Consider the following 25,639-nt stretch of genomic DNA (forward strand, 5'->3'; position numbering starts at 1 on the left):
ATTCATATCCTCCTTCCCTGTTTAATCAAGCCTCACTTTATAGGTTTTTGCGACTTTTCCCTTTTTAATAAATACTACCAGCCCATAATTGCCCCTGATAAATCCCCATTCCTTATAGCCTTTCTTTGCTTTTCTTTTATAAACAGGTCTTCCCCAAGTAGTCAGTACAGCCTTTTTAGCAGACATCCCGACTTTTATGCTCCGGCCGATATAGATCCCCTTTGTTGTACTTGCTCTTTGATCCCCGTATTTATCATAAATAATAACTTTAATACTTTTTCCAGCTTTTTTCTTGGGAAGTTTTACTTTAATCGTTTCATTAAATTTTTTACCCTTAATTTTTCTGGTTATGGTCTTGCCGCTGACTTTAATCTTCAGCTTGTCTGTTTTCTCTGCTCCTGTACATTGGATATTGGCATATTTTGTTTTTGTAAACTGCGTATTTTTAACCTTGACCTTACAGTAAGACTTCTTAATAGTAGTATTGATTATTTTGTAGTAGCCATTTGGCGCCACTGCTTTTATATAAACTTTTGTACCTGTTCTAAAGATAGGTATATCAATGGAGAAATCTCCATCATTGTCTGCAGTATCATTAAATGTACGATTTCCTATTTTTACAGTTATCTTTGTTTTAGGAAGTGTTTCACCCCACATCATACCGTCAGCATACTCCGTGCCGCTATTTAACTTAAATTTAATCGGTTTATTTTTAATGGCAGAAGAAGCATATACTTTGTAACCATCTTTATCCTCCAAAGTGACCGTAACCTTTGATCCCACTTTTTGCTGAGGAAAAGATATATTATAGACACGTTCCATATCTTCATTATACTTAACTGTTCCATTATAGGTTTTTCCGTTAACTGTGGCACGTACACTGGCAAGATCTGCATAATAGTCCTGATCAATATACAGGCTTCCGGATATATGATTTACAGATAAATTTTTGATTGTCACTTTATTCTCTTTTTTAACAACAGTTCTAGTAATGGTATTAGTGTAGCTTCCGTTGGATGTCTCATACCAAAATTTAATTTTGGTTCCAACCGGCTGGGGCGGATATGACACATATACACTGTCATAACTATGGTTTGGAAAATCACCATAATAGATTTTTCCGTTGATTTCGGCACATAATCTGTCATAAAATGGCGGTTCTCCGGATGCCCGGCTAGGCCCCGCATGATGAAAGTATTCTTCTGTTTTCTTTCTTGCATTGTCGTTTTGGACTGCTTTTTGTATTTCTTCTGTGCAGCATCCATGAGCATCATATGCTGTTAAGGATATGATAGTTCCTTCTTTTTGAGAAGGATAATTTAAGGTGCAGCTTTGGTTTTCAACAGAACTGCGATACTCATTTTTCCCAATTTTAGCAACCACATAAACACTATTCTCAGGAGCCTCAATTGTTATCTTTTTTGGATAACTATGCCATGTTCTCGTATCTCCCCATGATAAGTCACACGCTTCTATGGTAATTGTTTCTAATTGCTTTATGCTTCCATCCTCTGACTCCAGCCACAATTCAACACGTTGACCAACCGGCTGAACCGGATATTTAATAAAAGGCTGACTGCTTTTATGATCCCTTCCATATACTGAATAATAATCTTTTCGGTCAATTCTTGCATGCAAACGAACATCACTACCAAGTGTATACCCAGAAATCTCACTTCTGGTAGCTTCCACACTAGCAATATGCAGCTTGGTATTTTCTATTTCAAACTCTTCCGTCTTCTGACAGTATCCGTCTCCCCAAGTAACTTGTATTTTGTCTCCTACATTCTGAGCCGGATAGTCTACCTGCATCATTCCGTCCTCGTTAACTTTTCCCACATACACTTTCCCTATTCCAATGTCCACAGAAACTTTATTAACTATTCCCTTACTATATGCTTTTGCAGTAAACCGCTTCGGTCTTGCCTCTGGGTCTGACAGATATAAGTCATGGGGCTTTAACGTATCTGAATCTGTCATAGTCTTTTTTCCATCTGCAGTTTCAAGATAAACACTGACTTCTGTACCTGATTTAAAACCTTTGTCCAATGTCATTTCAAAGTCCTGGGATACTCTCGTAAGCTTAATCTCTTTTGTATAGATGTCTGATCCGGCTGTAATATGTACCGTAACAGTCTGTTCTGCATCTACATTGGAAACAGACAAATTTAGCTGATTGTGGTTTATAAGATCGATAGACACTTTCCAAGTTAAATCAGCTGCTGCCCTTACTGCAGGCATATGATAAACATTTCCTGACAGTATAACTGCTGCAGTCAAAAGTACACATAGAAATTTTTTTAGAATTTGTTTCATAATTCTCTCCCTCCTAAATATGTAATTATGTTACTCCTTATTGTATTTCTATTATATCATCCTGACCAAAAAACACCACAAGAAAAGAAACTGCCGCCTTATTATATGACATCTGTTTTATTGTCTGTTACAATATATAAGAATCACTGCGCTTGTATAGGACAAATTCATGAGATTTAAAAGGAGTGTATTTTGCAGAATATAATAGAACTTAAAAATATCACACATTCATACCACGAAGAAACTACACTTCAGAATCTGAATCTGCATGTATCTTCAAGTCAGTCCATCGCTTTTACAGGCCGCAACGGCTGCGGAAAAAGTACACTATTAAAGATCCTCGCAGGACTGATTCAGCCTACACAGGGCAAGGTTATATATCACCGTGATCTGCTCTTTCACTATGTACCTGAAAGATTTCCTAAAATGAACCTTACTGCAAGACAATATCTGATTCATATGGGGAAATTGGACGGTTTGACTAATTCGGAAGCAGACATAAAGGTTAAGACATTGTGTAAAGATTTCTTCCTCTCTGAGATGATCGACCTTTCAATGAAACATTTATCAAAAGGAAGCCTGCAGAAGGTATCCGTAATCCAGGCCCTCCTAAAAAGACCGGATGTGCTTCTTCTGGACGAGCCGCTGTCAGGCCAGGATACCGATTCTCAAAATGTATTTATAGAAAAGATGAACAGGCTGCGCAGACAGGGAACCGCCATTATCATGTCCTGCCATGAACAGTATTTGACAGACAGCATCTCTGATACGGTCTATAGAATATTAGATAAGAAATTGCTCCGGACAGATGACAAAATAAGTTCCGGAAGCAGACATTATATTCTATGGTTTGAAAAGGGCAGCGGCAGCCGTCTGCCTGAGAATTGTGCAGAACGGATAACCAGCTGCGGTGAACAGTATAAAATGGAAGTTCAGGAGTTTGAAAGCAATCAGCTGATTGCCTGTATGATACAGGAAGGATGGTTATTGAGGGGGATGGAAAATGCAGATCATCAGTGAACTGATAAAATATCATTGGCGGCAGTACTTAAAAACGAATAAATTTGTTATGCCCTTTGCTGCTCTTATTATTATGCTTTTTACTCTCTACTCATCAAAACCAGTGGAAGTAACGGACAGTTTTATAAGTTCCTGTCAGTTTGTATTCCTGATTGCCTCATGGATCGGTATTTCTCTCACCGGTCTTGAAGATCCAGTTTCTGAACAGATCATAATCTTAAGGATAAAAAGCCATAAAAACTATTATATTATCCATACACTTTTTCTGCTGAGCATAAGTGCAGCCACTTCTGTTATCTGTACTGCAGTGCCTGTACTGATCAATCTGCTGAACGATGGACAGCTGTTTAGCCGTCCCCTTTTAGTTTCGGACATCATAACCGGATTCTATTTGCTGTTCTTATCTGTATTTCTTGGATGCACTCTTGGAGAGCTGTCTCATCCAAGAATTATCCGGGACAGGAAATCAGCACTGCTGCTTATATTATTTATTGACATAGTGTCGTTCATAAAGACTGCTTTAATCACAGGCTTCCCGGTCTTAAAGTTTATTCTTTGGATCGTACCTCCGATAAGCCTGCTCCCTTCTGTCTTTTCCAATCACAGATATTTTTTATTGCCTGCAGTGGCTGCTGTCAGTGCTGTCTTAATTCTGTACAGCTGCGTATTGGCTCTAGTAAAAATCCAACTCTTAACAAAGAAGAAGTTTTAAGACTAAAAATCCCGGATCATCTGTCCGGGATTTTGTCTGTATTCTAATATTTGTTTTTTACTTATTTATCTCAATGTGAAGATTCCTTTTATCACAGACTGCAATCACTCCCATGAGTGACTTGGCATCAATGCAGGTGTACTCGTTCACCAATCTGACCGGGTACCTGCTTTTCTCCATCTGACACACAAATTTAATGATCTCCTTCAGACTGTGAAAGCGTATCTCTGTTTTATCCACTTCAATCACCTGCTTTCATCTATTGATGAAATTCTTGCCATAATCTGGATGTTTTATACATGATGCGGTTTATTTTTTCTTATCCGGAACAGAATTCTGTTTACATAAAATAATGCGTATCCCAGCATAAGAAAGATAACTGTAAGTAAGAAAACAAACATCATACAGTACATGTATCCATGGCTCTCTGCGTTCAAAAAAAAGTAAATATAATTGCCGGTAACCTTTCCGAAGACTGCTGCAAAAACCAGATATGCCCCAGGCATAAAGAAAATACTCAGAACACTGCTGCTTTCCGCAGATTCATTCATATCACAGAATATAAAATAATAAATTGCCATGAAGGAAGGATTCAGCATATGTAAAAACAGAAACATCCCTTTGAAGTCAAAGACATCATGAAACGCTGTACATACAAAAAGCACCAGTGCTAAGAGCATCGTAACATCCAGGTATAAAATATTCGGGACTTTTCTTTCAAAAATTAAGGCTGCTGCAGTCCCCAGAAGAAAAAGTCCTGCAAAAAAATTGCTCAGAAAGGTCAGCTCATAGATACGATCAACTCTTTCCCGGTAACAATACAGAGAAGTAAAAATAAACAATATTGCCAGACCTAATGTAATAACCAGCATAAACTTTTTTCTCATAAAAATGTTTCCCTGGACTTAAATTGTTACTTCCATTATATCTTTCAATTTTCAGGTTATGACACATTTGCTCAGCTTTTGATCACAATTCTTCTCCATTTGTTTCAATTACCCGCTGATACCAGTAAAAAGACTTCTTTCTGGTTCTTTTCAGGGTCCCGCTTCCGTCTTCCTGTTTATCCACATAGATAAATCCATACCGTTTTTTCATCTCACCCGTACTGGCGCTGATCAGATCGACAGGCGCCCAGGAAGTATAACCCATCAGCTCCACACCGTCTTCCTCTACAGCTTCTTTCATGGCCCGGATATGCTCTCTCAAATACCCGATTCGGTAATCATCCTGTACATATCCGTTTTCATCAGGCTCATCCAGGGCTCCAAGCCCATTTTCCACAATAAATAAAGGTTTCTGATACCGGTCGTAAACCTGATTTAATGTAATACGCAGGCCTGTGGGATCAATCGGCCATCCCCATTCACTGTATTTTAGATAAGGATTCCGGGCTGACCGGAACAGATTGCCCTCTGCCTCTTCCTGTTCCCCTCCTGGAGCCGCAATACATCTGCTGTTGTAATAGGAAAAAGAAATAAAATCAACCGTGTTTGCTCTCAGGATGTCTGCATCCCCCGGCTCCACTGCAGGGAACACTCCATTTTTCTGAAGCCGTTTTACCGCATAGGAAGGGTAATACCCTCGGGCCTGCACATCCACAAAGAAATAATTTTCCTGGTCTGTCAAAAGCGCTTCCCATACATCCTCGGGCCTGCAGGTGTACGGATAGGCACTTCCGGCTGCAAACATACAGCCCACTTTGTTTTTTGGATTTATTTCATGGGCCATCTTGACAGCTAATGCACTGGCCACCAGCTCATGATGGGCAGCCTGATATTTCACCTGTTCTTTGGCCTCTCCTTCTTCAAAATAAATCCCCGCCCCCATAAATGGAGCATGCAGAATCATATTAATCTCATTAAAAGTGAGCCAGCGAGTCACATAATCCCGGTACCGGGTAAACAGAACCTGGCATAGATGCAGATAAAAACGGATCATCTCACGGCTTTTCCATCCTCCATACTTTTGGATCAAATATATCGGACAATCAAAATGAGAGATGGTTACCAGCGGCTCGATCTGATACTTTCTGCATTCCTTAAAAATATCTTCATAAAATCTGAGACCCTCCTCATTTGGCTCTTTTTCGTTTCCGTTTGGAAAAATCCTGGTCCATGCAATACTCAGCCGATATACCTTAAAGCCCATTTCTGCGAACAGCTGTATATCTTCTCTGAAATGATGATAAAAATCAACTGCCTCCGCTGCAGGATAACTGTGCGATTCATCCATTTCAAGCATTTTCTTATGCCCGGCGATGACAGCGCTTCTGTCCTTTCCCGCCGGACAAACATCTACATTTGCCAAGCCTCTTCCGCCCTCAAAAATACCGCCTTCCAGCTGATTTGCCGCCGTGGCGCCTCCCCATAAAAAGTTCTTCGGAAATCCCATATATCTGCCCTCCTATTTCAGCACATTCAATAACGGACCGCCTGCTTTGATCTGCTCCGAGCCAGTTTCAACTACATCCAGAAAGTCGTCAGAGTTTGAAACCAGTACAGGCGTTTCAAGACAGTAGCCTTTGCTCTCAACAAATTCCTTGTCAAAGGTTATCAGCAGTTGTCCCTTTTCCACCCGGTCCCCCTGCTTTATCATGGCCTGAAAGCCTTCACCGTTTAACTGCACAGTGTCCAGCCCTATGTGGATCAGTATCTGGATACCGTCATCGGTTTCGATGCCCAAGGCATGAAGGGTCGGGAAAAGGGCTGACACGACACCGGAGGCAGGGGCAAAAACCTTTCCTTCTTCCGGAAGTACGGCTGCTCCTTTTCCAAGCACCCCTGAAGCGAAAGCCGCATCCCTGACAGATTCCAGCTTTAATACTTGGCCTTTCATCGGGCTTGCAATCTCCAGCTGCTTGACCATCCTTTTCTGTCCTTCTCCTTGTTCTTCCATGCTGCCGGCATGCTGATGTTCTGCTGTCTGTACAGTTACTGCTTCCTTTTCTTTATAGAAGATCATAGTTGCAGCAAACCCCAAAACCATACTGATGACAACTCCCATAACCGCCACGATCAGATTTCCCATACTGCCGTCCGGTTCAATCATTGCAGGGAATTCAAAGATTCCCATACCGCCCATCATGAATTTCCTGAAATTAAAGGCTCCATAAAAACCTCCTCCGATCCCGCCTACGATACAGCTGATGATAAACGGTTTTTTCAAAGGAAGTAAGATTCCATAAATAGCCGGCTCCGTGACTCCAAAAATACCGGAAATAAAATTCGGGACTGCCATTTCTTTTATCTGTTTATTTTTCGTTTTAAAAAAGACTGCCAAAACCACCGCCGATGTAGCAAAGGTACAGGCAAAAAACGGCATCATGACGTTGTCAAATCCATTTGTCATAATATTGTTGATATACACTGGAATGAATCCCCAGTGCAGCCCGAAGATTACAAGAATCTGCCAGGTAAGCCCCACAATCGCTCCTGCAAGCATTGGGCTGAAGTTTCTGACTGTCATGACTGCTTCAGCTATAACAGCAGAGCCGAAAGTTGCCAAAGGCCCGATCACCAGCAGGCCTGCCGGTATTGCCACAAGCAGTGTGAGCATAGGAACAAAAAAGAACTTGATTAAATCAGGGATAAATTTTTTAAAAAACTTCTCACATTTTGATGCAAAGTAAACTACAAAGATAACAGGGATCACCGTTCCTGTATAATCCATGCCTATAAGAGGAATGCCGAAGAAATCTGTGTATACTTTAGATTCAAACATTGTTCCGCCGAACAGCGTATACAGGGCTTTTCCTCCTCCGGATAAGGCACTGTTCTGAATGGCCGGATAACACATGATGGCTCCGATTACCAAACCAAGCATTGGCTTTAAGTTAAATTTTTTTGCTGCTGTGTATCCAAGGAACAGCGGCAGGAAGTTAAACAGTCCGTCACCGATGGCATTTAAAATAAGGTAGCCTCCGCAGGTATCTGAATACAGCCCTGCTGCAACAAATAAGGCATTCAGCCCTTTTACCATACCGCATGCAGCCATGATGCCAAGAATCGGCTGGAAAATGCCTGAAATCGTGTCAATGGCCCTGTTAAACAGACTTCCGGAGGGTTTCTCCTCCTGATCTGTTTGGCCTTCTTCCAGTCCAAGCAAGGGCATCACCTCCGCATAAACATCCGGTACATGATTTCCGATGACCACCTGATACTGACCGCCGCTTTTCATCACTGTGACCACGCCTTCCATGTTTTTGAGCGCGTCATCGTCTGCCTTGTTTTCATCCTTCAGCTTAAACCTTAGTCTTGTGATGCAGTGAACAAGACTGCTGACGTTTTCCTTTCCACCTACATTTTTGACAATTTCTTTTGCCAGTGTTTCGTACTTACCCATTTTCTTACCTCCATTTAATGAATTTATATTATGAAGGTTTGGCCAACCAAATGTCACCATCCTGGCGTACATGATAATTAATATTTAGTGCTTTTTTGTTTTATTGATAACTCGTTCAATATGAATTGTCAGGTAGAGCTGTTCCTCTTTTGACAGGTCATATTCATATTTTCCTGAGATAAACTGTGTAATCTTTTCAGTACACCGGAAAGCGTCCGGATACTTTTCCTTAATCACATCCCACAGGCCGTCACTGTTTTCTTCCACATAAGCTGTGTGTTCTGTCAGACGCTTTGCAAAAAATTTCAGATGTGTTACAAAGCGGTAGTAGTAAACGTCATCCTCATCAAATTCTATCCTGAAAAAATACTTTACAATATTAACCACTTCCTGCATGATCCGCGTGATTTCATACATGTTGTGCATGGTATCATCATCCATCTGGGCATTGGCGAGGTGAAGGGCAATGAAGCCGGCTTCATCCTCCGGGAGACGGACCTTGCATTTTTCTTCAATCAAATCCAGAGCCCAGAGTCCCACCTGATATTCATCCCGGTAGAATCTTCTGATGTCCCACAGCAGAACATTTTTTACTGTAACTCCGTCCAAAAACCGGACAATGGAAGTATGTACGTGATCAATAAGTGAAATATAAACCATATCGTTCAGTTTTTTCCCCAACCTTGTTTTCGCCTCTGATATGATCTCTTCCCCGATAGCAATGTGCTCCATTGGAACATCCTGTATCAGTACCTGAAACTTATTATGGGCTTCCGGCCCGGAAAGAAAGAAGGTTTTGTCTATAGCGTCGGGGCTTACATCATCACCCGCTCCTTTTTTAAAGCAGATCCCTCTCCCCATAACAATCTTTTCCTGGCCATCTTCATCTAAAACCACTGCTACATTGTTGTTCAGAGCTTTAAATATCTTCATTTGCCTTCCTCCCTATCCGGTTTGCCAATATCACTGCAGAATGTCCTCTCAAAGGGCATAATGCATATCAGCATGACAAAGTTTTTCCTGATAAAATAAATAACAAAAACCTATGTACACAAATAAATCCGAAAGCCTCAGCTTTCAAAAAATATCTCTGTACATAGGTTTAGCTTACATCTCAATCACTATCCTATTTATGGATAAATCTTAACATGGTTTACGCAGGAAGTCAATTCTTATTTACCCTCTTTGTGCCCTTTCAGCAGACATTCTCACCTGTTTTATCTCTTTTCAAAAACCGCAAGTGCCGTAATCCCCGCTATAATACAGGCCATTCCTAAACAATCTGCTCCGCCGAAGCTCTGCCCCAGAAGTATAACAGAAAGCAATGCCGCAGTCAGAGGTTCTATGCAGGAGTACATGCTCGCTTTCACAGGACCTATGAAAGCCACTCCCTGCAGATAACAGCAGAATGGAATAATTGTTCCGTAAATTACAATTCCCACTACAAGAACTGCCGTTTCTGAATCCCATCTTCCCGGAACGCTGCACACATTAGTAAAAGCTGATAATACAAGGCCTCCAATAAGCATGCCCCATCCAACGATTACAAACGGACTGAATCTGTCCAGCAATTTTTTAGGCTGGAGGTTATATACTGACAGAAAGACAGCTGATGCAATTCCAAAGAGCAGCGCTCTTTTTGTGACCGCAAGATGCTCCGGCGAACCCTGAGTGGCCAAAATAAAAACTCCTGCGGTCATCATAAGCAGTACACATATTTCAAGTACGGCCGGTTTTCTCTTTTCCGCTGCCATGCAGAACAGCAAAATCATTGCCGGGGCCAGATAATGCAGTACTGTTGCTATCCCTGGGTTAGAATACTGTATGGCCAGAAAATAAGTCAGCTGGCATGCGGCCAGTCCAAATATGCCCACTATCAAAAGATCTGTTACCGTGTTTTTCTGTTTCCAGATATCAAGTATTTTTTGCCTCTGCCGGCTCCAGCAGAAAGCCAGGATGACACCCCCTCCTGCAGTTAATCTCAGCGCAACCAGCCAGACTGCCGTTAATTCTTTTTTTGTGAACAGATACTTTCCTGTAACTCCTGACAGCCCCCAGCACAATCCTGCCAGAACAACAAGGCAAATTCCTTTTTTCTTTCTGACTCTCATATCCATTCTGCACTCACCCGCATGACAGAAACCATTTTAATGCCCGCCTTATGCTTTCGTCCCAAAAAATCCAGTCATGTCCTCCGTCCCATTCTTCATAGGTAAAAGGAATATCAAGGCACGTCAGCCAATTTATAAATTCCTGGCTCTGCGGGTAAATATCATCCTGCAGGCCGCAGCTGATATACAGATCAGGCAGCGGCTTCTTTGACTTTTTCACTTTTTCAGCTGCTTCAAACAGATCATTTTCTGTCCCCTTCACCATCTCCAATGAACCAAAAACCCTTTCATAGACGCCTGAAAACTCCGGGTAATCCTGCAGTTCTCTTTGGATATTCAAAGCTCCGGAAAAACTGGCTGCCGCGCAAAAATGTTCCGGAAGACTCAGGGCGAGCTTTATACTCCCGTACCCGCCCATGGATAAACCTGCCGCGTAAGTATCTTCCCGGCGGTCTGAAATAAAAGGAAACATGGTCTTTATAAATTCCGGAAGTTCTCCTGAAATAAAATCCCACCAGCGGTCTCCATGAAGATTGTTTGTGTAGTATCCTTTTTCACCGTCAGGCATCACGATGACAAAGCCGCTGTCTCTTGCATACCGTTCAATCGGTGTTCTTCTGACCCATTTCGTGTAGTCATCACTCAGGCCATGCAGCAGATACAATGTCCTCAGCCTTTCCTTCCTCTTAAGCTTCTGATATTCCGGAAGGGCCACATAAAGGCCCGTATCCTTTTCCAAAACATCAGAATGAAAATTACAATGTACAAGTGCCATTTCTGCCTACCTCCTTTTATTTCCCAGCTAACGCTGTCTTTAGAACACTCCCGCAGCCGAACCCAAAATCCCTATGCCAATAAGCAAAAGAACAATTTTGGCAGTGCTGACTTGTTTTTTGCGGATCAGAATGTAAACTCCAAATACAATCAGTAAAGGCAGGAAGCCCGGTATAATGCCGTCCAGCATATCTTTTAATACAAACTTTCCTATTTTTAGTACCGGTGTGGCTGTCACAAGGCTCGCTGACAGAACGCCCATCATGAACATGCCAAGAATATTTGCCCCGTCCAGCATCTCATTGAGAAGTCCGGATTTCATAATCTGGGCAAAGGATATTCTTCCTGTCCTGTATCCTAAACAAAACAGCATGTATGCTACGATCTCACAGCCCACCACAAGTCCCAGCAGAACGGCCACTGCACTCACTGCGCCCTTTGCAGCCAGAGCTCCTGCAAACGCCGTACCTAAAGTCCACGCTGTTCCCCAGTGAATGGTGTCACCGATGGCCGCTACAGGCCCCATGGTTCCGGTTTTAAAACTTGTAATCAGGTCAGCCGGGACCTTGTCCGGATTCTCTGCTTTTTCTTCTTCAAGCGCAATAGATGGTCCAAAGATAAGATTCCCAAACATCAGCTCTGTGTTGAAAAACTGAAGGTGTCTTTGGAGAGCCGCCGCAAGATCTTCTTTTTTTGTATAGATTTTTTTAAGCGCAGGCGCTATGGCATTGCACCACCCGACTGCCTGCATTCTTTCAAAGTTCAGGCTTGTCTCACCCCAGAGGCTCAGCCTGCGGTAACACTTATTCAGATCCTTCTTTGATAAAACACTTTTCCTGATTTCCTCTGTTTTTTCTTTTTTCATTCTTCATCAGCCTCCATTCCAGCTTCTCTCTTTAAGAGGACAATAATAAATGCCAGACAGCCTCCGAAAATACCCAGAACCAGATTGCTCCAGCCTGTCATCTGCAGTGCAAAAAATCCCAGGATCATAAAAACAATATACCTTGGCTTTCCAATCATATGCATAATGAGCGCAAATCCCAAAGCCGGGAGCATTCCTCCCGCAACCTCCAGTCCATGCATCACTACTTCGGGAATATACTTTAAGATAATATCTACCACTGATGTTCCCAGCAAAACAACAATAAACACCGGTAAAAAAGCCACTAAAAGATTCAGAAGCGCCGGATAAAGAACTGCACATTTGTAAATTCCCTTTGTATCAGCTTCTTCTGCATACCGGTCTGCTGAATGAGCAAATTTGATGGCAATGGTCTTTCTCAGATTAATCAAAAACACTCCTAATAATCCCACAGGGACCGCCAAGGTCACTGCCACTGACGGTTTCATTCCTGTCATTAAGGCAATAGGCGCCACGCAGGCTCCTGCAATAGCACTGTCCGCAGGAAAATTTCCTCCCGGTGCAATAACCCCAACATAGATGAGCTGAATGGTACCGCCTATAATCAATCCTTCTATGGGCTTTCCCAATATAATTCCTGCCAGTACTCCGCTGGTAATCGGAGATTCAAAAATCGTATAACCTGTATTATAGCCAATCTCCATTTTGTGGAGCCAGTTGCACAGCCCCATAACTGCCGCTAATAAAAATAACTGCATAATTTTCCCTCCTATCTGATTTTTTCTTTGGCTTTCTCCATCGGCACTGCAGTCTCCTCCGGAATACTCTTAAAAATAATTTCCGGTACAGTCTGATTGATTTCTTCCAGCATCTTAAACTCCCCTGGACTTAGGTAGATACCGTCTGAAATGAATTTCCTTCCTCCCTCTCCCGGAACTCCGCCGACAACGAGAAAATCAAAACACACACCATCCTGCACAGCCCTTATGCAGGTTTCTACATTTTTAAAAAGCAGGAATACGGATGCATCTATCGTATTTAATACTTCCGCGGCCTCTTCCTGTGAAACAACTTTAAATTTTACCCCCTTGGGAACCGCCATTTTATAAATTTCCACCATGAAATCGTCATTTTTCAAGGCATCATCCACAATCACGATCATATCCACCGGATAATACTTGATCCACTTGGTAATAACCTGGCCATGGATCAGGCGGAAATCTATTCTGGCTGCTTTTATATCTGCCATCCTTATCCTCCTCTATATTTTGTTTGTGATCTTTATTCCGCTTGATGCCGCTTCAAAGCAGCGGTCAGCAAGTTCACCGGGTGTCAGCCCGTCTTCTGCCGACATTAAAAATTCAATCATCATTGATAAATTTACGCCGGTAAGACAGAACAAGCCATGCCTGCGTGCAGCTAAAGTGGACATATTCGACGGAGTTCCTCCCAGGATATCCGTAAAAATCATGACCCCGTCACCTTCGTCCACTTTTTTAATTCCAGTTATTATTTCTTCGTAAAAATCATCTGCATTATCATTTCTTTCAAGGCACAATGTCATAATATTTCTGTATTCTCCTGCAATTAAGGAAACACTCCTCATCAATGCTCTGCTCAAGTCCCCATGTGTGGCAACGATCAATCCAACCATTCTTTCACCTCCCTCCGGTGCATCATAAATTTTTCTTTCTGCTGAATATAAAAGCAAAATTCGTGCCAACCCCGCTTATACCGGTAATTGCATCTCGCTCTTTGACACATCACACCATATTTCTTTGACACATCACAGTCATCCAACAAAATTCTTTGACACATCCAACAAATAAACTATATCTGTCCATAATATAAATACAAAGGCTGAGTTTGATTACACACCAAACTCAGCCTTTGCCTTATATTTAATTAAATTTTTAATTCTTTTATAAAGGGAACTCTTTCATCTTGCTTTCCATAATATTATAAATCAGACGAATCTCTCTCATATTTACCGATACATGATATCTTTTTTCAATACTGGATAAACATTTTTTTAATAATTCACAGAAATTTTTATGGGAATCGGCAAACCCGGCAAACGTATTAACCGGTGTTTTATTCTGCTGCTGCATGAGGCGTTCTACCATGATTCCGATATGCATATACAGCATCTGTTTTAAATCCGGAGCAAACTTCAGCTTTAACTCTAATTCCATCTGATGGAGTACATATCCCACATCGTCAATGATAATCTCCGGATTCAGAATGGTCAGCTGGCTCATAATATTTCGAAGGCTGAAACTCTTAATAATGTTCTCGACAATACTGTTAATCTTCTTTTCGGAATATATATTTTTCAGAATATGACTCAGAGTTTCATATCCTTTTTGATCCACCAGCTCGCTTAACAGAAGTATCTCTGTGTCCTCAATTTCCAATTCGTTAGTGGAAATAATCAAGGAGACATTATACAGATCAAATACTTCATCATTTATTCCCTTTTTCAAAAGTCTTTCATAATCATATTCCACGATCAAAATTTTATTGTCATCAAAACAAGATTTCAGCAGCTCACAAATTTTATCTGCCACCTCAAGCCCTTTCATACAGCATACAAGGACTGCATTTGCTTTTTCTTTTTTTCTGATGAAATTATATGTTGTTGAATTGTATCGTACCGTTGTCTTTAATATTGCCTCTATATCCCGTTTCAGGAGAAGCTCATTTCCTATATCCAAAGCCATCTGCGTTGTTACATTATTTATAATTCCAAGATTGCCTTCTACAAGATCGCTGATATCATTGGTAATATTTAAGACAGATCCCATATCCGCCAGGATCAAAACCCCGGATGCTGTGTCTGCCTTTTTCAGATAGGAGCGCACCCGTTTCACGATCTGCTTTTTTGATGTATCATAAGGCATATCAAACGCATCAAAAATATAACTTGAATACACCTGATTGACAAGGCTTGCAATGCTGGAGGCAGTTGAATAGCCATGTGTAATAATAACCGCATTATATAAATATTTTTCTTCGTTCATCTGACAGTGAAAAAACAGTATGAGGATCAGTTTTAAGAGTTCTTCGTTTGCATTGTAGTCCATTGTTTCATTTACCATTTTATAAAACAGCTCTGCCATTTTTGACTGTCGGAACAGCCTTTTCCCCAGTTTTGATTTCCTTTCTGCCAGACGTTCCTTTTTATCGTCTGTGACAAAAGTGCTGTTTCTGCTCAAAAGGATCAGCAGCTTTGTCAAGACAATCACTGACGTTCCTGTATATTCAAGGCCATAGTTATTCTGCATAAATTTCAAAATATTTTCTACATACTCTTTATATACAACCTCCACCGAAGATGACTCAATATTATAAATGATGGAATCCATAATATCTTCCATCAGCTTTTTATTCAGCTGACTGAATTCACTATAGGTTATCTTGTCTTTTATATACTTTCCAACAACCTGGATCATAAAATCGATCTGAAGAATTTCTCCAATAGAATCCAGTGACTGCATGATAAACTCTTCTGAATCTCTGTCAACAAAAATCCATTGGGACGTACTTGCATTTTTTAAAAGATGGCTGTTTGCGGAATATTGTACGTTTAAATCCTGCATCGTGATCTCGGTACAATCCTGTGATTTCTTCTGCCTGTTGACGGCATTGACACAGCTGATTCTGATTATATTTTTCAGTGTCCCTATATTTCCCTTCCCTTTAAAAGTCAGCAGGTTATTTACCACATTGCTGCTTATTTTAAAATTACAGTTCAGGGTTTTGGCTTCCTGCTTGAACAGGTTCTGTATGATCTTCATCCGCTCATTGCTGCTCCTCTCACTGTAAGAAGGAATTGTCACAGTAAGTGGAATTCTTCGGATAAACGTCTCCAGCAATACATTATCAATATTTTCCGTTGTAGCAAATATCAGCTTTACATTTATCTCCTTTTCATCAGCCCCGTCTCCAAGCGGAGTAATCCTCCCGGTATCTATATACCGGAACAGCTTTTCCTGGCCTTCCGGAGGAAGTCTGTGTACTTCATCCAGCAGCAGGTATCCTTGATCGGCTTTCTCCAGCAGTCCGGCCGAGTCTTTATTTGCACCTGTAAAAGCTCCTTTTTTATAGCCGAATAAAACAGATGACAGCAATTCTTTATTGTTTGCATAATCCGCACAGTTAAGCACAGCAAAAGGTGCATTTTCAGCAATAATTTTTTGCTGTCTGGCATAAAAATAAATCTTTTCTGCCAGCATGCTTTTTCCCACTCCGCTCGGTCCCAGCAGCATAATCGGAAGGCCCCTTCCAGGATATGCCGCAGATAATTTACACTTATTGAGAACCTGTTCCATGTCATAGGACAGTTCCGACATTTCTTTAAATACATCTTCCTCAGGTTCTTCTTCCGTATCCTCTTCACCTCTTAAAGCAAAGATCACAGGTTTTGTCTTCTTCTTTGTCAAAAATTTTTCCCTGACAAGCTCATTTAAAATTGCACTTGCAGCGTTCCTCTTTATCCCCACTGCTTCCGCAACCATTCCGGTACCCATTTTACAGTCTGGATCGCATTCTAAAAAATACTGTTTTATTTTATCCTTATTCGTAACTCTTGACATTGACATATCCCCCAAAGAACATTGACACTTTCTATCTGTCAAATCTATACTTTATTCAGCTTTGAGGTTCTGCGGCGCCGACATTTCCGCTGCTCATGGCTGCTTCTTTTTCTTCCAGCGGCAGCCATTTCATAAACTTCTCAATCGCCTGATCCCAAAACATCCAGTTGTGGCTTCCCTCCCATTCTTCATATGTATGTTTTATCTCATGGGCATGGAGAAAGCCCTTGAATTCACGATTTGCTGCCAGCAGGGGATCATTGGTACCGCAGGCCATATATAAATCAGGCATCTCTTCCCCCTGCCCTTTCTTGTCCAGCAGCAGCGCTCTGTAATCCGCTTTACTTCCCTGAAACTTTTCCAAATCCCCAAAAACAGACTGGTAGAAGCTTCTTCTCTCAATCGGTTTCTCTGCATCTTCAGCTGAATCCAGCGCTTTATCCGCCACAAGTGCACTGGACAGGGCTATGATGCGGCTGAATGTGCTGCCGTATAGAAAACCGTTGATGATAGAGCCGTAACCGCCCATGGAAAGTCCGCCGATATAGGTATCCTGCCTTTCCCTGGAGAGAGGAAACATTTTTCTGGTAAGGTTTACAAGTTCCTCCCCGATAAATTTGCTGTATGCCGCATATCCGTTCCTCTGATCCAGATAAAAACTGTTTTCTCCTGACGGCATCACCACCGCAAGATTATAGTCCTCCGCCCATTCTCTGATCCTCGTATAGGAAACCCAGTCCATATAATTTCCGTAAATCCCATGTAGAAGATACAGTGTTTTAAATGGCTTGTCCCCACGCAGTTCCTCCCCTGCAAAATTTCTCTTATCCACCGGAAGAATCACATTCAGAGTTACTGTGCGCAGCAGCGCAGCTGAAAACATTTCTACTTTAAGCAGTGCCATTTTTCCATCCTCCTATTCTTATCCCGCTGTTTATTTCATTATACCATAGAGATGCAGGTTTGACAGACACTTAGGAACTGTAAGTCTGAGAACATGAAAAGATCTGCACCGGAATCTCCAGTGCAGATCAAAACTTTTTATTATTCTATTTCTCTTGTTATATTTCTGATCCAGCTGCAGCCTTTATACCGCCTCCATATGATTGGTATTTTTACCAGTTCATCACTCATTAACAGTGCATAAACGACCGGTACGCTGCAGTGAAAAACAAATGCAGCGGCCGCTCCAAGCAGCACAGAACAGCCCCACATGGAAGCCAGGTCTATGATCAGACCAAATTTCGTATCACCGCCGGAGCGGAAGATGCCCACAATCACAGTTTCATCGAAGGTCTGGGCGACTGCATAATAAGCCATCACAAACATCATAAACTGCAGATAGTCCTTGGTTAAAGGCGTCATTGCCAATACCCTCACAAGAATTTGAGAGGACATTAGAATTGTGAAAGCACTGGCAATTCCGAAAAGAATGCTCAGTTTTACAAACCGGTCAGCATAGACACTGGCATGCTTATACTTTTTCTCTCCGATGGTCTTCCCCAGATAAACGGCTGCTGCATTAGAAATTCCAAAACTGACCACCATGGACATTTCTTTCGTAACCTGGGCCACTGAATTTGCCGCTACTGCCGCACTACCCATATGTCCAAGAACCGCTGTACTTGCTGAATTGGCAATTCCCCACAAAACTTCATTTAATATAACCGGAACTGCACACATCAAAAAATCTTTTAAAAGTCCGCGGTCCATATGTAAAAAATATTTCATCCGAAAAAGGATTTCCCTGTTATAAGTTTTTGCGTAACCAATCACAAGAACCAGTTCTAAAAATCTTGCCAGAAGCGTTGCCAATGCCGCTCCCTGGATTCCCATTGCAGGGCATCCGAACATTCCAAAAATAAAAACCGCATTTAATATTACATTGCAGATCAAAGAACTCAGGTATACTGCCGTTGCAACTCTGATACGTTCCACACTCCGCATAATATACAGGTACACGTCTGTAATCCCTGCGGCTATATAAGAAAATGCCACGATCCGAAGATACTTGATTCCCTCTTTGATCACTTCCGGTTCATTGGTAAAAATCCTAATCAATGATCCGGGTATCAGGAGGGACGCCAATGTAAATATCAGCGTCACCGTGACTGCCATGCGCATTCCCATAGCCAGTATCCTCTCGATTGCCTTTTTATCACCTTTGCCCCAATACTGGGCTGTAAGGACCGTGGCACCGGAGGTCAGGCCGAACAAAAATAAGGACATAATGTATTGTACCTGCCGGGCAAGCGAAGAGGCTGACAATACAGTTTCCCCTACTCTGCCGAGCATGAACACATCGCATGCACTGACCCCTGTATTAATCAGATTCTGCATGGCCATTGGAATAACGAGGGACAGAACCCCTTTATAGAAAGTTTTCCAGTTGATATCTAATTCTTTGCCGCTATATTTATTTTCGTAACAATTACTTACAATTCTATCACCGACTTTTCAGATTAAACTTTGTTCTGATTATATCCTTTACGTGATACATATCATGGGCAATATGATCTGCCAGCTGCTGTTTGAAACCAAATCTGTTCTCTTCATGTGCAATCACATAAGCTCCTGCACTTTTTGCCGCATATATTCCATAATCAGAATCCTCAATAACGATACATTTTCCCGGCGTTACATCCAGCTGCTTCATTGTTTCTATGTAAATCTCCGGGTTTGGTTTGCTCTCCTGAAACATCTCTCCGCTTAAGATTACCGGAAAGTAATCCTTTAGCCCTGTTTCGTCAAGAATCTCCAGAATCTCTTCCATAGCGCTGGAGGAAGCCAATGCCAGCTTCACATGATGTTCCCTCAAAAGTTTCAGTAATTCTTTCACCCCAGGATTGACAATCTCCTTATATGAAAGGTCGTATCCTTCTTCCTCTTCGCAATAAGTTTCCCAAAGCTTTCTGCCTTTTTCTCTGCCGAACCATTCCATCATCATCCGGAGGCTCTGGGAATTTGACAGTCCCACAATCTTTTTCAGTTCCCTTTCCGGAATCATGGCGCCTTTTTCAGCCAGCAGTTCTTTGAGCCAGTTATAATAGACAATCTCACTGTCTATAATGACTCCGTCCATATCAAATATTACTGCCTGGTACATGGCTTACCCCAGGAATCCAAAGAATGCTCCTACAACTCCAAGGACCATTAATAACAGCATCATAACGATCGGATTGCATTTATCCTTTTTGAATATGTAATAGATCACACCAAACAAAGCCAGCGGAAGGATTCCGGGCATAATTCCGTCTAAAATTGACTGTACGGTCGTGGCATCTTTTCCTATTCCGAATTTAATCGGTATTGACAGATACACATTTTCTGCGGTCATGGCACCGGCAACCGTAAGTCCTAGGATGCTGGCAGCCTGCATAGCCTTCTCCATAATTCCGGATTTCTCTAATTTATCCATGGCCTCTACACCCATTTTATATCCGAGAAATGTCAGCGGATAGCGCAGTCCAAAGTTCGGTATGTTGAAGATCAGCCAGAACAGTATCGGACCCAGTATGTTTCCTTTCATCGCCAGAGAAACACCAATGCCCATTGCGATAATCCGGAGAGTTCCGTGATACATGGCATCTCCGATTCCGGACAGCGGACCCATAAAAGCAGTTTTGACAGCAGAGATGGATGCCGTATCAAAGTCAGGGTCTTCGGCATTCCTTTCCTCCATGGCCGCTGTAATTCCCAGAGGCAGTGTAGAAATATACATTGTAACATTATACAATTCCATGTGCCGCTGCAGAGCCTTGATATAGTCTTCTTTGTTTGGATATAGTTTCTTTAAAATCGGCAGTATGGCAAAGCAGTAGCCGGAATGCATCATACGTTCATAGTTCCATGAATGCTCCATCGGGATAGAGCGGAGCCATACTTTTCTCAGATCGCTTTTTGTAATCTTTCCATTATAATCGGCATGTATGTTAAAACTCATCGAAATCGCCTCCTTCTGTTTCTTCCGCAGCTGCCGGCATTGGACCTGATGGGATCAATCCTGTACTTACTGCCCCAAACAAGGCTGCCAGAATCAGGATCGCAAAGAGAGCAACTCCTGTTGTGGACACACCAGAGTATGCGACAATGAAATATCCGATAAAGAAAAACGGAGCGATATTCTTTTTCATAATCATCTGCGCAAGCAGGGCAAATCCCATAGCAGGGAGCAGTCCTCCGGCAATTTCCATACCTGTCTGCACAAACTCCGGAACTAATTTCATCAGTGTAGAAATTTTGTCTGATCCAAGATAAAATGCAATCGGCACGATCGGTGTTGTCACACCCCACGCTACAAATCCGCTCAGTACAAAGTTTCTTTGGAACGCCCTGTCATTCCCGGCTGCAATATTTCTGTCCATCAAATGGGCAAAAAAGTTCAGAATTGGATAACCGGTCACATTGCTGATTGCCAGTACGATACTTGCTACCGGAAGGCCAAGGGTCAGTGCCATTTCTGGTCCCGCTCCTGCTTTTATGGCAAGTGCCACACCGAGGATCGTTCCGCTGACCATGTCGGGCGGGTCATACGCACCGATTGACGCTGCTCCTGCAAACGCCAGTTCCATTGTTGCCCCCATGATAATTCCCGCCTGTAAATCTCCCATGATAAGTCCTACGAAAGGCCCTATCACAATGGGTCTTTGGATCATACAAGTCCCCAGAAACCATTCGAAGTTTGTACAAAACCCCAAGATTCCCAGAAGAACTGCCTGTACTCCTGTGCTCATAGCTGTTCCTCCTTTTCATATTTTCAAAGATGAATCTTCTGCTCTGCCTTCTCCGGCACTCCCTGCTGGTAAACATGCACGCCATCTTCTATCAGTTCTCTTAACATCTCTTCTTCTTCCTGGTTTACATAGACAACCGGAGCCAGACATTTTTTATCATCTCCCGGGGTTGTGCCTCCAAGATTCAGTTCTTTAATTCCAAGTTCTTTCACTAACCGATAGGCCCCTTCAATGTTTTCACATACAACAAATAAATGATATTTATCTGTAATGCCGCTTTTAACCGCTTTAATGCTTTCCTCAATGGTTTTTACTACGACTTTGACTCCAGGCGGCTTTGCAAGCTTTACAGAAGTCACACGCACAGGATCATCCTGAAGCGTATCTGTCACAAGCAGGATACAGTCGGCACTCAGCTTGGAAGTCCAAGAAAATGCTACCTGCCCGTGCAGTAAACGATAATCAACTCTCACCTTTTTAATCATTTGTATCTTCTCCTTTCCTATCTTAAAAATCTCCCAGATCACTCATATCGGCTGAAACCTTAATATCGTTGCAGTATTGGATTCCGTCTTTTGCCGCCTGAATTCCCTGTCTGATCAGCAGTTCCGTGTCTTCTTCCTCGGATAAGATCAGCTGCACTGCCAGAGGGAGATTCATTCCGCAGACCAAATGAATATTGGGACGCTTAAGGAACTTCATCATATCATTGTTGACGCTCCCTCCCATAATATCTGTGAGTATGACGACGTCATCCTCCGGCGGATATTCGGAAAGCTTCTTCCCAAGTTTTTTGGAATACAGTTCTTCCCCTTCCATATAAGCGTTAAAATAAGGTATTTTATTTCCTAAAACAAATTCAACAGCAGATGCAATTCCCTCAGAAATACGGGAATGTCCCGTCAAAATGATATGCCGCACCGTATCAGCTCCTTCCCTTAAAATGGTACATCTTCTTCATAATCACTCGTCTTGCAGTGTATCTTTTCTTCAAACTTCATGTACAGCGGATGTTCAGTTGTAATGCCCCTGTTTTCTGCCGTCCAGCAAGCTAAATACTGAAAAAATGCAGTCAAATATAATGGTGAAATCATCTCGTCTTCTCTGTTTGCTTTCTCAAAATCTGCCTTCAGTAAAAATGAATTTGGAGTAACCTCTCCGGCTGCACAGCAGATTTCTTCTGTCCGTTTTCCTGCCCCGTCCCCTGCACTGACAAAAAATAATGTATAATCCGGCGTCAGCTGAAGATCCGGCCCGTGAATAAATTCTTCGGCTTCAAAAAATGCAGTTGGTATATGTACCATCTCTGAGAGCTTAAGGGAACCTTCTTTCACGGTTCCCATATTTGCTCCGCTGCTGATAAAAAATGCATGCTTCATAGATAATAATGCTTCTTTATTTTTCAGGCAAAACTCCTTTGCCTGCAAATAAATATGATGGTGTTTTTCACATGCACTTTTCAGCTTTCTGACTGACTGCTGATACATTTCTCCGTCCCGGCCTTCCGAAGATAACTCGAGAGATAACAGCATGAAGTAACAAGTCAGTGTGCTCATTCCTTTGGTGACATATCCGACACGTTCTTCTCCGGCACCGTATTCCACAAAGAAATCGGAAAGCTCTGCAATCGCCGATTTCGGCTTCCCAAGAACTGCCATTGCATGACGCCCTGTCTTCTGATACATCTTGACTGCTTCTACCACATTGGTGCTGCTTCCGCTCTGTGAAACAAACAGATAAATATTATTTTGCTTCAGTTCTTCATAGTAGGTAAAGGCAAAAGGTGTTATCAAACGAACCGGATTCTTCATATTGCTTTCCATAAATTCAAGTGCGCTGTATACCGCATTATAGGAAGATCCGGATGCCACGATTACAAGTGTTTTCCCCTGTCTGATTCCTTCTGTTTCAAGCCAGCTGATCAGAGGTTCTGTCAATTCTTTTCTCTGTCCAATATTTCGGACCATTACAGATGATGTCTCCTTTATATAGTCTTCCATCCGTTTGCTCACTGCCTGTTCTCCTTTCTGTCATAGAAAAGTTTAATCTAAGTTTTTTAGTAATCCATGACTCTGTAATATCTTCTGATGTCAAGGGAATGTCCGGTGGCATCTTCCAGATGTGCTGTCAGTCTGCCGAGATAAGCCTCTAAAAATGCAGGTGAAAAGTCTCCTCTGTATTTTTCTGCAACTTCTTTTGCTTCATATTCTTTGGTATCGATTACCTTTACTTTTTTGGAAATCTTCTTTGCAAAATTTTCTACACGTTCTGTCAGCATTCTGGTCTCGTCTTCGCCCTTAAAGATCATAATGCTGGTATCTTCTTCGAGGAGTTCCAGTGTTCCGTGGAAAAATTCCGGTGACTCGATAGATTTTGTGCGGATCCACTGCATTTCCTCCAAATAGCACATTGCAAAACAGTAAGTTGATCCCCATAAGTTTCCGGATCCTACAAGCATATGATATGGTTCATCTTTGATCTGGTATGCATATGCCTTTGCATCTTCATCCACTTCTTCCTTTATATCAGCCAATGCTTCCGGCAGCTTCGCAAGATTTTCCATAAACTCATCGTAATCATCCATATCGCCATTCTTATGTAATACAGCACTGACAATCAAAAACAATTTCATGTGGTCTCCGTCACAGGAAAGTTCATCACCTGCTCCGCAGACAATCGGATATGTGAGCAGATCCTGAAGCGGTGCCTCCGCATTTCCGCTGACTCCGATCGTCGGAATGCCTTTTTCTCTGCAGTATTCAGCAGCTGCAATGGCTTCTTTCGTTGTACCGGATTCGCTGTAAAGAACAACCAGTGATTTTTCTGTGACTGCCTTATTAATTCCAAGAACCAATTCTGCCGCATTCTCCATGTACACAGGCATTGCTGTTCTTTTTTTTGCAAAGTATTCCATCGGCATCATGATTGATATACTTCCTCCGACACCTGCCATCACAAGATTGTCCACACCTTTTTCAAATGCGTCATCGATATATTTTTCAACCTGGGATTTTAATTTCATGATCTCTTTAAAGTTATTTAAGTATGTTTCTCTGTCATAATTTTTGTAAGCCATTTTTATAATCTCCTTTCAACTCCGTCACTTTTGTTATATACCACGTATACGTCTTGGTGCTTTTAGCATACCATTATGTTTTGTATCTGTCAATACTTCCATTTATCTAGGTTCTATTTCCTTTATTTTTGTGCATTATGCATAATTTTGCTGCTTTTTTTCTCATTTTTAGAAATTTGCTTTTTTCATTCAAACCCATACCACTTGACTTTTTTTTGCAACTGGTATATTCTCTGTATATACCAGATGAGCAAACCAGTTACCAGAATCATTGTATTTTTTGTGCTTTTAAAATATGGATGCACATACCACTGATTTTTCTGTTTTCTTGGCGTATGGAATATAAGAATACCAGTCTCTACAGGCAGGAGGTGCAAAATGCCGAAAAAATATCCCGTTTATTTACAGCTTGCAGATTTAATCGAGAGAAAAATTAATAAAAATGAATATCCTTTGGGAAGCAAAATTCCTTCAGAACGGGAATTAATTGACACTTTTGGGATCAGCCGCATGACGGTCAGAAAGGCAATTGATGTATTAATTGATAAAGGATTATTAACGCGGATGCACGGAAAAGGCACCTATGTCAGCCAAGCCACTGTTCACTCTCCTATTGACAGTATTCAATCCATGGGAAAATTCATCCAGGATTCGGGCCTTCTGCCGTCCAACAAAGTTTTGCTGACGAAAAAGGAAAAAGCCGGCCCTAAGTATTCCAGAATCTTTCATATTGATGCAGATGATGATATTTTCCTTCTCTTTCGCTTAAGACTTGCAAATGGAAAGCCTTTTGCCCTGGAATATACATATACCCCATATGACATCATTCCGGATCTTTTCAGTTATGATTTTGAACAGTGCTCCTTCTATGATCTGCTGGAGACAAATCATATTAGACTATCACAGGATACACAGCGGCTGGAAATTGTGAGAGTTCTGAACCCACAGGCCGCTTTATTGAATGTGGAGGAAGGCTCTGCCGTGTTTATGCTCCATAACACAGTCAGAGATGCTTCGGGAAAAACTATTGAGTATACCCGTTCTTATTACAGTGAACGGACAATTACCTTTACATCTACTTTAACTTAAG

Annotated in this window: 25 protein-coding genes; 3 read left to right on the forward strand and 22 right to left on the reverse strand. The window is 41.8% G+C overall.

Annotated elements, in window-relative coordinates; genetic code table 11:
• Positions 1-21: 21 nt before the first annotated feature.
• Complete coding sequence (locus tag KH180_RS12050) at positions 22-2,316, reverse strand: hypothetical protein (protein WP_290760672.1); 2,295 nt, start codon at positions 2,314-2,316, stop codon at positions 22-24.
• Between the two features lie 192 nt (positions 2,317-2,508).
• Here KH180_RS12050 and KH180_RS12055 point away from each other — a divergent pair, with 192 nt between their 5' ends.
• Both KH180_RS12055 and KH180_RS12060 read left to right on the forward strand, forming a co-directional pair.
• The gene (locus tag KH180_RS12055) at positions 2,509-3,336 is read left to right on the forward strand and encodes an ATP-binding cassette domain-containing protein (RefSeq protein WP_290760674.1); all 828 of its coding nucleotides are present in this window, start codon (positions 2,509-2,511) and stop codon (positions 3,334-3,336) included.
• Complete coding sequence (locus tag KH180_RS12060; RefSeq protein WP_290760676.1) at positions 3,320-4,048, forward strand: hypothetical protein; 729 nt, start codon at positions 3,320-3,322, stop codon at positions 4,046-4,048. The genes KH180_RS12055 and KH180_RS12060 overlap by 17 nt, the downstream gene beginning before the upstream one ends.
• Positions 4,049-4,105: 57 nt before the next feature.
• On the opposite strand, the gene KH180_RS12065 is transcribed toward KH180_RS12060, so the two are convergent.
• From KH180_RS12065 to KH180_RS12165, 21 genes are all read right to left on the reverse strand, one after another.
• Positions 4,106-4,288 carry a hypothetical protein gene (locus KH180_RS12065; protein ID WP_290760679.1) on the reverse strand — a complete coding sequence of 61 codons (183 nt, stop codon included), beginning with the start codon at positions 4,286-4,288 and terminating at the stop codon, positions 4,106-4,108.
• A gap of 53 nt (positions 4,289-4,341) precedes the next feature.
• Complete coding sequence (locus KH180_RS12070) at positions 4,342-4,935, reverse strand: hypothetical protein (RefSeq protein ID WP_290760682.1); 594 nt, start codon at positions 4,933-4,935, stop codon at positions 4,342-4,344.
• A gap of 82 nt (positions 4,936-5,017) precedes the next feature.
• Positions 5,018-6,442 carry a 6-phospho-beta-glucosidase gene (locus tag KH180_RS12075; RefSeq protein WP_290760685.1) on the reverse strand — a complete coding sequence of 475 codons (1,425 nt, stop codon included), beginning with the start codon at positions 6,440-6,442 and terminating at the stop codon, positions 5,018-5,020.
• Positions 6,443-6,454: 12 nt separating this feature from the next.
• A complete protein-coding gene (locus KH180_RS12080) occupies positions 6,455-8,392 on the reverse strand; it encodes a beta-glucoside-specific PTS transporter subunit IIABC (protein ID WP_290760688.1) in 1,938 nt (645 codons plus the stop codon).
• An 84-nt stretch (positions 8,393-8,476) separates the two neighbouring features.
• On the reverse strand, positions 8,477-9,325 hold the full coding sequence (gene licT / locus KH180_RS12085; protein WP_290760690.1) for a BglG family transcription antiterminator LicT: 849 nt from the start codon (positions 9,323-9,325) through the stop codon (positions 8,477-8,479).
• Positions 9,326-9,609: 284 nt separating this feature from the next.
• Positions 9,610-10,509, reverse strand: coding sequence for a DMT family transporter (locus KH180_RS12090; RefSeq protein ID WP_290760693.1), 900 nt, complete (start codon positions 10,507-10,509; stop codon positions 9,610-9,612).
• Between the two features lie 7 nt (positions 10,510-10,516).
• Positions 10,517-11,278, reverse strand: coding sequence for an alpha/beta hydrolase (locus KH180_RS12095; RefSeq protein WP_290760696.1), 762 nt, complete (start codon positions 11,276-11,278; stop codon positions 10,517-10,519).
• Positions 11,279-11,317: 39 nt separating this feature from the next.
• Positions 11,318-12,142, reverse strand: coding sequence for a PTS system mannose/fructose/sorbose family transporter subunit IID (locus KH180_RS12100; protein ID WP_290760697.1), 825 nt, complete (start codon positions 12,140-12,142; stop codon positions 11,318-11,320).
• A complete protein-coding gene (locus KH180_RS12105; protein WP_290760700.1) occupies positions 12,139-12,900 on the reverse strand; it encodes a PTS mannose/fructose/sorbose/N-acetylgalactosamine transporter subunit IIC in 762 nt (253 codons plus the stop codon). Before KH180_RS12105 ends, KH180_RS12100 begins: the two co-directional genes overlap by 4 nt.
• Positions 12,901-12,911: 11 nt before the next feature.
• On the reverse strand, positions 12,912-13,391 hold the full coding sequence (locus tag KH180_RS12110; RefSeq protein ID WP_290760705.1) for a PTS sugar transporter subunit IIB: 480 nt from the start codon (positions 13,389-13,391) through the stop codon (positions 12,912-12,914).
• A 12-nt stretch (positions 13,392-13,403) separates the two neighbouring features.
• A complete protein-coding gene (locus KH180_RS12115) occupies positions 13,404-13,796 on the reverse strand; it encodes a PTS sugar transporter subunit IIA (protein WP_290760707.1) in 393 nt (130 codons plus the stop codon).
• Between the two features lie 268 nt (positions 13,797-14,064).
• Positions 14,065-16,740: a sigma 54-interacting transcriptional regulator gene (locus KH180_RS12120; protein ID WP_290760709.1), complete on the reverse strand. Its 2,676-nt coding sequence runs from the start codon at positions 16,738-16,740 to the stop codon at positions 14,065-14,067.
• 55 nt (positions 16,741-16,795) lie between these two features.
• Positions 16,796-17,644 carry an alpha/beta hydrolase gene (locus KH180_RS12125; RefSeq protein ID WP_290760712.1) on the reverse strand — a complete coding sequence of 283 codons (849 nt, stop codon included), beginning with the start codon at positions 17,642-17,644 and terminating at the stop codon, positions 16,796-16,798.
• 140 nt (positions 17,645-17,784) lie between these two features.
• Entirely contained in the window at positions 17,785-19,182 is a 1,398-nt protein-coding gene (locus KH180_RS12130) for an MATE family efflux transporter (RefSeq protein WP_290760810.1), read from the reverse strand.
• A gap of 4 nt (positions 19,183-19,186) precedes the next feature.
• On the reverse strand, positions 19,187-19,846 hold the full coding sequence (locus KH180_RS12135; RefSeq protein WP_290760713.1) for an HAD family hydrolase: 660 nt from the start codon (positions 19,844-19,846) through the stop codon (positions 19,187-19,189).
• A 3-nt stretch (positions 19,847-19,849) separates the two neighbouring features.
• Complete coding sequence (locus KH180_RS12140) at positions 19,850-20,683, reverse strand: PTS system mannose/fructose/sorbose family transporter subunit IID (RefSeq protein ID WP_290760714.1); 834 nt, start codon at positions 20,681-20,683, stop codon at positions 19,850-19,852.
• Positions 20,673-21,473: a PTS sugar transporter subunit IIC gene (locus KH180_RS12145; protein ID WP_290760716.1), complete on the reverse strand. Its 801-nt coding sequence runs from the start codon at positions 21,471-21,473 to the stop codon at positions 20,673-20,675. The genes KH180_RS12140 and KH180_RS12145 overlap by 11 nt, the downstream gene beginning before the upstream one ends.
• 23 nt (positions 21,474-21,496) lie before the next feature.
• Entirely contained in the window at positions 21,497-21,958 is a 462-nt protein-coding gene (locus KH180_RS12150; RefSeq protein ID WP_290760718.1) for a PTS sugar transporter subunit IIB, read from the reverse strand.
• Between the two features lie 22 nt (positions 21,959-21,980).
• A complete protein-coding gene (locus KH180_RS12155; protein ID WP_290760722.1) occupies positions 21,981-22,394 on the reverse strand; it encodes a PTS sugar transporter subunit IIA in 414 nt (137 codons plus the stop codon).
• 17 nt (positions 22,395-22,411) lie between these two features.
• Positions 22,412-23,485, reverse strand: a complete 1,074-nt coding sequence (locus KH180_RS12160) for an SIS domain-containing protein (RefSeq protein ID WP_290760725.1) — start codon at positions 23,483-23,485, stop codon at positions 22,412-22,414.
• Between the two features lie 44 nt (positions 23,486-23,529).
• Positions 23,530-24,549, reverse strand: a complete 1,020-nt coding sequence (locus KH180_RS12165) for an SIS domain-containing protein (RefSeq protein WP_290760727.1) — start codon at positions 24,547-24,549, stop codon at positions 23,530-23,532.
• Positions 24,550-24,927: 378 nt separating this feature from the next.
• Here KH180_RS12165 and KH180_RS12170 point away from each other — a divergent pair, with 378 nt between their 5' ends.
• The gene (locus tag KH180_RS12170; protein WP_290760729.1) at positions 24,928-25,638 is read left to right on the forward strand and encodes a GntR family transcriptional regulator; all 711 of its coding nucleotides are present in this window, start codon (positions 24,928-24,930) and stop codon (positions 25,636-25,638) included.
• Position 25,639: the final 1 nt, after the last annotated feature.

The organism is Anaerostipes sp. (assembly GCF_018381315.1).
Taxonomy (GTDB): domain Bacteria; phylum Bacillota; class Clostridia; order Lachnospirales; family Lachnospiraceae; genus Anaerostipes.